At 40.6% G+C, this 10041-nt stretch carries 8 protein-coding genes and 1 pseudogene; 2 read left to right on the top strand and 7 right to left on the bottom strand.

Going from position 1 to position 10041, the window contains the following annotated elements:
• On the bottom strand, positions 1-653 hold a 653-nt coding region (locus I8748_RS31305), incomplete at its 3' end, for an ISAs1 family transposase (RefSeq protein WP_198128381.1).
• Between the two features lie 129 nt (positions 654-782).
• On the opposite strand from I8748_RS31305, the pseudogene I8748_RS36170 reads away from it, so the two are divergent.
• Positions 783-875: pseudogene (locus tag I8748_RS36170) on the top strand (AbrB family transcriptional regulator); the annotation flags it as partial.
• Between the two features lie 123 nt (positions 876-998).
• On the opposite strand, the gene I8748_RS31300 reads toward I8748_RS36170, so the two are convergent.
• On the bottom strand, positions 999-2903 hold the full coding sequence (locus tag I8748_RS31300; RefSeq protein ID WP_198128380.1) for a chloride channel protein: 1905 nt from the start codon (positions 2901-2903) through the stop codon (positions 999-1001).
• A 641-nt stretch (positions 2904-3544) separates the two neighbouring features.
• Here I8748_RS31300 and I8748_RS31295 point away from each other — a divergent pair.
• Entirely contained in the window at positions 3545-3931 is a 387-nt protein-coding gene (locus I8748_RS31295) for a hypothetical protein (RefSeq protein ID WP_198128379.1), read from the top strand.
• A 335-nt stretch (positions 3932-4266) separates the two neighbouring features.
• Here the strand turns inward: I8748_RS31295 and I8748_RS31290 are convergent, their stop codons facing one another.
• From I8748_RS31290 to I8748_RS31270, 5 genes are all read right to left on the bottom strand, one after another.
• The gene (locus I8748_RS31290) at positions 4267-5886 is read right to left on the bottom strand and encodes an ArnT family glycosyltransferase (RefSeq protein ID WP_198128378.1); all 1620 of its coding nucleotides are present in this window, start codon (positions 5884-5886) and stop codon (positions 4267-4269) included.
• A gap of 805 nt (positions 5887-6691) precedes the next feature.
• Positions 6692-7636: a class I SAM-dependent methyltransferase gene (locus tag I8748_RS31285; protein WP_198128377.1), complete on the bottom strand. Its 945-nt coding sequence runs from the start codon at positions 7634-7636 to the stop codon at positions 6692-6694.
• A 362-nt stretch (positions 7637-7998) separates the two neighbouring features.
• Positions 7999-8322 (bottom strand): hypothetical protein, encoded by a 324-nt coding sequence (locus tag I8748_RS31280; protein WP_198128376.1) that lies wholly within the window; start codon positions 8320-8322, stop codon positions 7999-8001.
• A gap of 33 nt (positions 8323-8355) precedes the next feature.
• Positions 8356-8751, bottom strand: coding sequence for a hypothetical protein (locus tag I8748_RS31275; protein WP_198128375.1), 396 nt, complete (start codon positions 8749-8751; stop codon positions 8356-8358).
• A gap of 233 nt (positions 8752-8984) precedes the next feature.
• The gene (locus I8748_RS31270; protein WP_198128374.1) at positions 8985-9992 is read right to left on the bottom strand and encodes a glycosyltransferase; all 1008 of its coding nucleotides are present in this window, start codon (positions 9990-9992) and stop codon (positions 8985-8987) included.
• Positions 9993-10041 lie beyond the last annotated feature (49 nt).

The following is a 10041-nucleotide window of genomic DNA, read 5'->3' as shown; positions in this document are numbered from 1 at the left end:
CTTATCCCTGTTTTAAATAATTTTTCAACTTCATCATAAAGATTGCCTTGATTCTTTTTTAATGTGATTACATAATCTGCTGATTTCTCCGTGATTAACTTCACAATCTCTTTCTGGCAACCAATGGCATCAATTGTCACGATACATCCAGACAATTCTAATACTTTTAATAATTCCGGAATTGCTGTAATTTCATTTGATTTAGAATTTACCTTTACCTGTCCCAATACTAATTTATTTGTAGTTGCCCAAGCACTTACCATTTGGATTGCACAAGAATCATTACTCTTATCATATGAACCACATAAAGTTTTCCCATCAATTGCAACTACTTCACTCGAAGTTATTGTCTGTACTGATTTCATCCAGTTTAAAAAACATGACTGAAATTGCTGCGGATTCAATTGTGCAAATACTCGCGCAAAAGTATCGTGTGATGGTATCCCATTTGGTAACTCCAAAAACGTTTTTAACCACTCAAACTTCGTACAGCCATATAATTCAATTGCTACCCAGCTATCTGCTCCACAGATTACTGCACAAATCGCAATAGTCAAAATATCAATTAACTTGTGTCGCTTTGTGCGATCTATTCGTGGGTCTGACATTTGTGCGAAGTGGTCAGCAATGGTAATTTTGGGCTTAAGCTTCACGCTTTCTTACGGCTTTACTCTACTTTCACTATGACTTTACCATCAATACCCGATCGCTTAACCTCCCTGACACAAGCGACTAGGCTTTTTTTAGTAAACATGTACTACATTTAGATGCGTTCGCCCTGGTTTCTGATCACTTTAGGGAAAAAGCACATTCGTCTGAGGCAGGTAGATGCAGATGACAAGGAAGGCCTGGAAGTTGCAGAAGCTACAGCATAATAAGTAGTCTATAGTCTATAGTCAAGAGTCTACAGTCTAAAAGTTAATGACTGTTGAACGCCAGTTTGCTCAACGGAGGGAACCTCCGCACGCAACTGGCTCCTGTTGACTAATGACTAATGACTAATGACTATTAACTATATCTTTTGTGGCTCGCACTGGTAAATAGTGGTGAAGTGCTTTGCGTGTTACTGCTAAGTTGCATGTTAATGCAATTTGCTCACGTTCAAGCAAACCTAAAATGCGTTCATGGTTGTCTCGTTCTACCACTGGTAGCTGATGCAAACCTCTTAGACTCATGCGGTCTAAAGCTTCAGATAAGGGTTCATCCCGCCAAGCATAAAGAATTTCAGTTGTACAAATATCTATGAGTGTTTGACTGGGTAAATTACTCTGAATTTCAGTGGAGGAATTGGAGTGATTTTGCCATACCGAAAGAGTACGGTTAATATCTTCCAGAGAAAGGATACCAACTAATTGTTCTGTTTCATTAACCACTAAAGCACTACGGCAGCGATCGCGGATCATTTCCATAGCTGCGTCTACCACATTCAAACTAGCAGACAGCTTTTTTGGGCAAGAGAGCATTGCATCTTCTACTAAGATTTGTTGCACAATTTCTGCTTGTTCGTCTTTTAATGCAGAAAGACCAATCTGCTGTAAATTAGAGTTAGAGTTGAAATTTGGTTTAATTCGCTCTATTAGCCAAACACTTAACCCCACTGCTGCCATCAAAGGTAAAACGATGCGGTAGTCGCGGGTTAATTCAAACAGCAATAAGATAGCAGTTAACGGCGCTCTCACACTTGCAGCCAAAACTGCTGCCATACCCACCATCGCGTAAGCTGGAGGAGCAGCCATTTGTTCGCCAATTGCTGGTGCTATTAAGGCTAAAATTTTGGCATAAGCCGAACCAAAAGAAGCACCCAGAAACATCGCTGGGGCAAATAAACCACCCACGAATCCACTACCAGCACTAATAGCAGTGACTAATAATTTTATAACCAGCAGTTCAATTAACAAAAGCAGCGAAAACTCCACATCCTGAAGCATTGCTTCCACAGTTTCATAACCAATGCCTAAAATTTGCGGGAAGTACAAAGCCACTGTGCCGATAATTACGCCGCCCATAATCGGATGAATGTATTTAGGAATCCGTCCCAAAAAGTCAAATCCCGGCACATTTCCAGCAAAGCAGGCTTTTGCTAAACGAATTAATTGAGTATATGTCAGCGAAACTAAACTGGCTCCCAAACCTAAGCCCAGATAAAGCGGTAACTCTAAGGGACTACGCACTTGGTAAACAGGTAAAGCAAAAGCAGGTTGTGCGCCTAAACCAATTTGAGCGATTAATGCTGCCACCACAGCAGCTAATAACACCACACTTACGGCAGAAGTAGCAAAAGATGTCGCCCCCATTACCACTTCTAGAGCAAAAAATACCCCAGCAATGGGAGCATTAAAACCAGCAGCCAATCCCGCAGCAGCGCCAGCGCCTAAAAGTAACCGCTGTCTTTCTTGAGATACTTGTAGTATGAGAGACAACAACATGCCAAAGTTGGCACCAATTTCTACACTTGGCCCCTCTGGCCCCAAAGAAGCACCACTTCCCAAAGAAACAGATGCGGCGAACATCTTGGTTACAGGTCGTAATGGTTGCTTAATCTCTGTACCCTCAGAGGCAGCGATTAGAGATGAAAGTCCAGGCCCAAAGTCTTGAGTGCGCCAGCGCATTAATGCCACGATTAATCCACCAAGGGTAGGAACGCAAGCCAGAGTCCAAGCACCCCAGACACCGATCGCACCCATTAAATTTTCCAGCATTAAGTGGTGAATCAGCTCAATCAAATAGTGAAACGTCACTACACCCATACCTGTACCGCCACCAATTAGCATGGCTAAAAACAGTACAACAGTTTCTGGGGATAGTTGAAAACGGTTAATCAGCTGTGTTAAACGGACAGAAGGTGTAGGAAAGGCAGGTTGTTCCGTTACCTTCCTCAGATCAGTGGGAGGCAAGAGAGTCATTGAGAGGGAGGGTAAATGTAAGAAAAAATTTAAATTTTTATCTGTTACTTCTCATTGTGAGCCATTATTTATCAACCAGACAAGCTATGTTTGATTTACTTGATTTACCGAAGACAGGGAGAAGTAGGGAGTGGGGAGTAGGGAGTAGGGAGTAGGGAATTGGGAGTTAGGAGTTAGGAGTTGGAAGTTTGGAGTTTTATCTCCCTCATCTCCCCCTGCACCCCTAGTCCCCCCTCTCCTCATCCCCCATCTCCCCTCCGGCTTCATAAAGCTTTGGTTAAAAAAATGCTATTGCTCAAAATTTTTGTGGGGAAAATAGTTAAATGGGAGAGAATTAATAGTTAGATGAGAGCGCGATCGCTCTTTAGGTGCAAGTGAGTGCTAACTTCTTCTCTATAAAGAAAACATAATATTTGTCAGCTTAATGGAGATATCAGAGGCAAGCACTAAATAGGAGTCATCCTCACCTAAATCTAGCTATACTCGTGTTGCGACCATTGAGTCATCCTTAGTAGAAATATAATTAGATGTGTGATTAATGGCTGGTGTCATCTCATACTGGCAAGTCTACTAAGCATTGCTAGGAAATTAAATATAAATATTGTTATAGAGCGAATAAATGGACTAGGCGGACGAGTTAGATGAATATACACACCTTTGATAATCATTATGTTACTTGCCCAATTTGCCAAAGAAATGCTAGACAAAAACCAATCAAGAGCTACATTGGCTTGTTTACCTGTCCGTATTGCCAAGAAAGAGTCGTAGTCTGTCGCAGCGGTCATTATGTCCGTGATCCGTTTACGCTCAAACAAATGTTGATTTGTTCAGCGCTACGCCGTCAAAGCAGTCCTATAGCTAGGATTATAAGGGATTTTATCCTACTCAAGCGTCCTCTGGTGGCTTTGGCTGTAGGAAGTGCTATTCTCTTGAGCATGATTGCTGTGACTGGGCAAAGCATCAGCAACGACCAGCAAGCACTTCCCCAAACGGAGAAAATTAAAGAATCAGGGAAAGAATCACCATAAATATGTATTTAATGGTATAAATCATTCTTTTTCTGTCTTAAGCAAGATTATAGCGAAAAATACTCTTGTGAAACCGTGTCCTATTTACCCTCAATAGGATACGGTTTCAGCAAGAGAAATGGTAAGCTGTTTTATCTTAACCAGGACTAGCCCTTTGAAGGTGTAATGTATTTCTCTTGGTGTCTTAGTGGTTTGTAAGTCAATTTTTGAAGCACTAAGACACTAAGGAGAAAAGCCAAAAACTAGGTAAATTTTTTGAGGATTTTTACCCACCTTCTATATGTATCAAGATTTCCGTGAAATGGCATGACCTGTTGTTCGGACTTTTTTTGCTGCTACAGCCGATTAATCTCTTTTGTGACCAGTTTCCAACCTCCAGCTTCGCCAACTAGCTTCATGGATTCCAATTTGAGGTCGTTGAAAGCAGATGCATTCAATAAGAAGTATGGTTGACCATTGTAGTGCCAATAATATTGCAGTTCACCAATAGAAGCGGGAATGATGGTGCGATCGCTATAAAAATCTAGCGAGGGACGATGATAGGGAAAAGATGTGTAAATCTTCTTCACGGCTGGATTTGCCTGCGCTATCATCGCCGCCACTGGTTTGACTGGATAAGCTTCCCATAATTCCCAAACCCAGTAGTTGGATTTCATCAATAGCAGCAGCGAAATGTAACTTCCCCAAAACAAAATCTTCAGAAATTGTCCGTCCCCTCGTTCTGCCAAAATAGCTGCCAAAGTCATAGTTAAAGCTGCTGCGGCAAAAATCAACTGTAAGTCAGTTTTCGGTGTAGTACCCCAACTAAAGTAAATGCTATTAGCGGAAGCCACCACAGCAAGTATGGAAAAACCAGCTATCCAAGCACGGGGATACGATGAAAGTATAGGTAAGTTTTCCGTCTCGGCTAACTGGGCACCAAGAGCTAAGGCTAAACTAGGGTAAATCGGGAATACATACCAGGGAAGTTTAGCGCCTATCAAGGAAATGATTAGCAGATAAACACAACTCCACACCAGTACGAGTTTTGCCCAGCTGAGATTGCGATTTTCCCAGACTAAACGCACAGTTTGTGGTAGAAATACTAACCACGGCCATGTCCATTTAAAAATTTCGATTACGTAGTACCAAGGTTGTTGAGAATCCCTCTCGACTAATGTGACGATGCGGTTGACAGAGGGATTAACCAGTCCACTTTGGATAAAAGTGTAACCATAGTGCATCAGTTGCAGCCCATACCAACAAGCTACAGGTAAAATACCAATCAAGATTGCTGTCCAGAGATAGTAACTAGTCAGTAATCTGGGTGTATCCCAAAACAAAAATACGATCGCGATCGCACCCAGCAATATGCCAAACAAGCCTTTAGTCAGGCAAATTAATCCACAACCGATGCCAATACCGAGACAATAACGTAAATCACGGCGCGATCGCAACACGCACAACATCATCACCATCAAAAAACTTACCACTGCGCCATCCAATATGGCTAACCTGCCATGACGCACTACAGGCAGCATTGTCAAGTAAATCAAAGCGCTATAAATCGCTGCCCAACGTTGGCGAAATATCTCTCGACCAATGCAATACAGCAAAGGTACGGAAAATGATGTTAAAATCGCTCCAGGTAATCGGACTGTCCACTCATTCACACCACCCAAAGAGTAAGCCCAAGCAATTAGCAAATGCATCAAGGGAGGTCTGTTTTGATACGGTTCTCCTCCTAACGTTGGATAAAGCCAGCGCATTGAACCTGCTGGGGCACTCCAAATTTCTCGCGCAACATGTGCCACAGTACCTTCATCCCAATCTAAGAGCGGTAACCCCCCCAGATTGATGCTAAACAGTAACACTGCTGCCACCAGCAGCACCACTAGCCATACCCAATCAATCCATTTGTCAACCGCGCGATGCTGTTTTTCTAGATGACCCCAAATAAAGCTTCCTTCTTGCATATTCTATGATAATCATTTTACTTGCTGGTTCGATTACATAGAGATCAAAGTGAATCTCTAATGTTGCCACCCAGTAACAACATGTGTTCTTTACAATTGCTAAGTTCCAAGGTTAACTCAAATTTCTCTGAACAGCGATAATTATTTGAGAAATTTACTTTAGTTTTTTTTAATCAGTTTAACAATCATTCATTGGTAAAAATCATACCAAATGCAAGGTAGCAAACGATTGTTAAGTATTTTGTCAATAACGATTGGTCGAATTTTGACTTATTTAATTAAAACCTTATTACCCTGATAATTTCAGTAATGTAGTATTCACTTAAACAAATTAATGAAAATTTTTAGGGTAAAACATATAATTAAATCAGTATAAGATAGTGTAATTACTGGTAAATAACTTATACAAATATCCCATCATGAGCCGTGAGTTACATTAACTTTGATTCAAACTCAAGTTAATGAAATTAGACTTACCTCGCAAGTTGATTTTATTTTTATCATCTCTTCTAGTAAAAAAAATGCTATCTGGAAGAAATAATTCTAAAAGTATCGATTTATGAAAAATGATAATTGAGATATAAAACTTATAAAATACAGATTCTATTTATACATTTATTTGGGAACTTTTGCTACTAATCTTATGAGACATAAGGATATGAGAAAATAGGAGAAAGAAGTCAATATTTCCAACTCCTAACTTTCAAGAAACAAGGTTCTTAAGGAGGAGAGCAGGGGAGCAGGGGAGTAGGGGAGATAATTCTTTAGTGTTAACTCCTAACTCCTAACTCCTAACTCCTAACTCCTAACTCCTAGCAACAATGGTGCGGTGACGGGGGTCGCTAGCAACTGTAATCGGTTCTGTGAAACCTACTGCTTGCAATGTGGCTTCAATATCGAATGTGTAATAGTTATCGCTCCAAGGTTCCGTACTTTTCATTAAAGTGAAGAGAACGGGGGGTAAGTTTTGGATAACAGGCGATCGCGGATTATTGTCTACTAATGCTATGACACCACCTGGTCGCAACAGTCTTCTAGCTTCAGCAAAAATTGCTTTGCTGGCATAGTCTGGCAGCTCATGAGTGACAAATTGCAGGGTCACCAAGTCAAAAGAATTGTCTGGTAGTCCTGTGTCTTCTGCTCTAGCATGGAGCCACTCGGATATTTCATGATTGACATCCCTAGTCTTAGCAACAGCAAGCATATAAGGTGACAAATCCAAACCAACGGTGCGAACTGGATGCCCTTGCTTTTGCTGGTAGTAGCGGTGCAGTGCCAAAGTAGAGACACCTACTGAGCAGCCAATGTCTAAAATATCTCTCACCTGCTCAGGGCCATGAGTTGCTAGAACTTGATGAAAGCTACCTCTAAGCCTTGCATGAGCTGCTTCCCAGGTAAGGTCTTCTTGAGGCCAGACGCGCAACGCCATTGCATAGGTAGCTGACTCTGTTTCAAAAGCAGCTTCCCAACAAAGGTTGCCTTCGGAGTACGCATGAAAGGGTACTTTATAGTAGTCTGGATAAACAACGTCGGGATTAGTCACTTCAGCCAACAGTTGCTTTGCTCCTGATGCTTCGAGAACCTCATAATTTTTGCGCCAAGGAACACCTTTCTTCTCAGCTGTTTTAATCAATACTTGCCTAGCCTGGTTTTTCATCAACTTATACACAGGTTTGGTCTGGATGAGGAGATTAACAAAATTGGAGAGTACAGTTTCACCAGCCCAATCTGGCTTAATCTTATTGTTCATCAGCTTGAAGGAATGAAGCGAGATAACTACCTATATTTTAAGTTTTAGGCGGCGCATTCTGGAATTTATTAATGCTTGGGAAAGAATGTGGCTGAAAACAGACTGAGTATTGGGAATTGGGAATTGGTAATTGGTAATTGGGAAAAAGAGAATTGGATTCTACTATTAGTCATCACATCTCACCCATTACCCATTACCCATTACCAGACCAACCGACTATATCGTAAGTAATTAGCTGGACATGATATTAGATTGATACCGACCAATCTAGGTAAGGGCTTGGAAATTTTAAGTGACGATTTTCCAAGCACGAACCAGAAATCTAAAATCCAAAATCTAAAATCTAAAATTACTAGTTCAGCTTAGGCTCCTTGCTTGTGGCTACGTAATTGCTCCACTATGTACTCTTCTAGTTCTTGCCTTTCTCGGTTGCTTGCATGGCGCTGATAATTTTTTCCTGTTTCTTGAATAAACCTACGTTTTTCACTTTGAGAAAATTTCTGTTTAGTTCCTGCTTTGTTCTGAGTGTTATTTAATTCCTCCCAAGTCTTCTCACCTACTGTCTCACCTAGTTTTACAAGTGCTTGGGGCAGTAATATCTTTGCCTGTTTCTTGAAATCCTCATCTGTTTCCAGAGAAGCTAAATCTACATTACTGAAATCGATATTGATTTGATACTTACTCATTTTTTATTGGTAGCGAAAATTCAATTTACTGTATCAAAATTTGGTGACTGTGACATTAATACCAGAATCAAGTCGAGGAACCTGGAAATACTCTATTGGCTCAGCAGTAGCTTGAGAAGTTTGGTTATTTGTTTGCTTCTGGCATGGTTTGAAGATAGCACCCGGATTATTAATTAAATCAAGAGGATTAATCTTTTGGCATTCTCCTTGACGTGCTGATCCAATTGAGTCAGCAATTTGTTTAAAATTGTTAGTTCGGTTGGTGGCATTACCTACTTGACTATTAATTGTGATTGGTTCAGTGACTAAAGTAGCAGCCTGAGCGCCATCAGTTATAGTAGCAGAAACTTCCTCTTGACTGGCATAGGCAGGATGATTTAGGGCGATCGCACTAATGGCAACAAATAAGGCAACAAGTGTGCATTTCATAATTAAACCCCAAAATAAGGCTTGCGAGTGCAATTTTATGTTATCTACAGCGAAGAGTTTTTTCTTTCCTGATCTGAGGACTCCACACAGCAGCGTCCGCAGGACTTTTTGCAGACATAGCTTGTTGAAAGATAGCAGTTATGAGCGTCCTACGAGCGGCGATCGCCACCCGTCATCAATGAAAAAACACTTTTTTCCCACTTTCCGCTCCCTATGGGAGGATGTCAGGAAACTTACCGCAACAGACCCTGAAAATATTTCTTCTTCAACTTACTATATAGCCTTTGGCTCAGTAATTTTGTCAGCCGTCCTCTTGACAAACTCTTAATATTAGGTTGGTGATATGCTTTATGGTCAAAAAAATCGTTTAATTCATCTAAAATTACTGTAAATCGCTGAATAATATTTTCAGTTCGATACTCTGCAAAAAACTGTTCGCTCAAAGCTGGCAAAACTGAATATTTCAGTACCTTCAGGATACGTTGGACATCATACTCTTTTGAATATGCAGCAATTTTATAGCAATTAAATCCTGGATCTAAGTAATCCGAAAGTCCACCATTAATACTAGAGAAAACCTGACAACCACAAGCGAGAGCTTCCATAGGTTGTAGCCCAAATCCTTCACTTACACGCTGTTGTGCCCAATATTCAGCGGAATCATAGAGGTAAATTTTAGCTCGATTAAAGAGTCCTGGTAAATCTTCTATATAAGAATCAACGACGTACACTTGACATTGCTGTTGTAATGCTGGAATTAACTCTTCCATTAAATATTCAGAAGACTTGCGAGATTGCACTAAAACATCAATATCTCGTTCTAGATGTAGATTTTTAAATTCGTTACTAATTTGATTCGGCAAATAATAAATCAGGGAATTAGGAGACTTTTGCCCCCAATAACCCATTGTATTGCGACTAACAGTGATGATTGGGATACTCGCAGGAAGTTGGAATTTGTAACCTGCACTATGAGCATGATAAACAACATTGTAGGATTTGAGCTTAGTAACTAATTTAGCAATATCAAATCCCCAGCTAATCACCAAAATGACATCATCTAAATTGTCTTTTTGGAGCAGATCATCTATAAACAGTTTGCCTGTTTCTCGTTGACGATAAGTTACAACATCAGCACTACAGATCTGCTGAGCGAGATGCATTGTTTTTAACTCTGCCCAAAGACCGCCACAAGCGAATTTACCATCGGTTCCAGGTAGTAAAAAGTAAAGTTTTCTCATTGGACAATTTTATTAGAGGAGATGGGGGGATGGGGGAATGAGGGGGATG

Origin of the sequence: Amazonocrinis nigriterrae CENA67 (assembly GCF_016056305.1) — a bacterium.
Lineage (GTDB): Bacteria > Cyanobacteriota > Cyanobacteriia > Cyanobacteriales > Nostocaceae > Amazonocrinis > Amazonocrinis nigriterrae.
Note: the sequence above shows the minus strand (reverse complement) of the source record. Positions and strands in the feature narration are given on the sequence as shown.

Coding starts and splice junctions, on each gene's coding strand:
- I8748_RS31300 (WP_198128380.1), bottom strand. CDS start 2,903: ATGACTCTCTTGCCTCCCACTGATCTGAGGAAGGTAACGGAACAACCT.
- I8748_RS31295 (WP_198128379.1), top strand. CDS start 3,545: ATGAATATACACACCTTTGATAATCATTATGTTACTTGCCCAATTTGC.
- I8748_RS31290 (WP_198128378.1), bottom strand. CDS start 5,886: ATGCAAGAAGGAAGCTTTATTTGGGGTCATCTAGAAAAACAGCATCGC.
- I8748_RS31285 (WP_198128377.1), bottom strand. CDS start 7,636: ATGAACAATAAGATTAAGCCAGATTGGGCTGGTGAAACTGTACTCTCC.
- I8748_RS31280 (WP_198128376.1), bottom strand. CDS start 8,322: ATGAGTAAGTATCAAATCAATATCGATTTCAGTAATGTAGATTTAGCT.
- I8748_RS31275 (WP_198128375.1), bottom strand. CDS start 8,751: ATGAAATGCACACTTGTTGCCTTATTTGTTGCCATTAGTGCGATCGCC.
- I8748_RS31270 (WP_198128374.1), bottom strand. CDS start 9,992: ATGAGAAAACTTTACTTTTTACTACCTGGAACCGATGGTAAATTCGCT.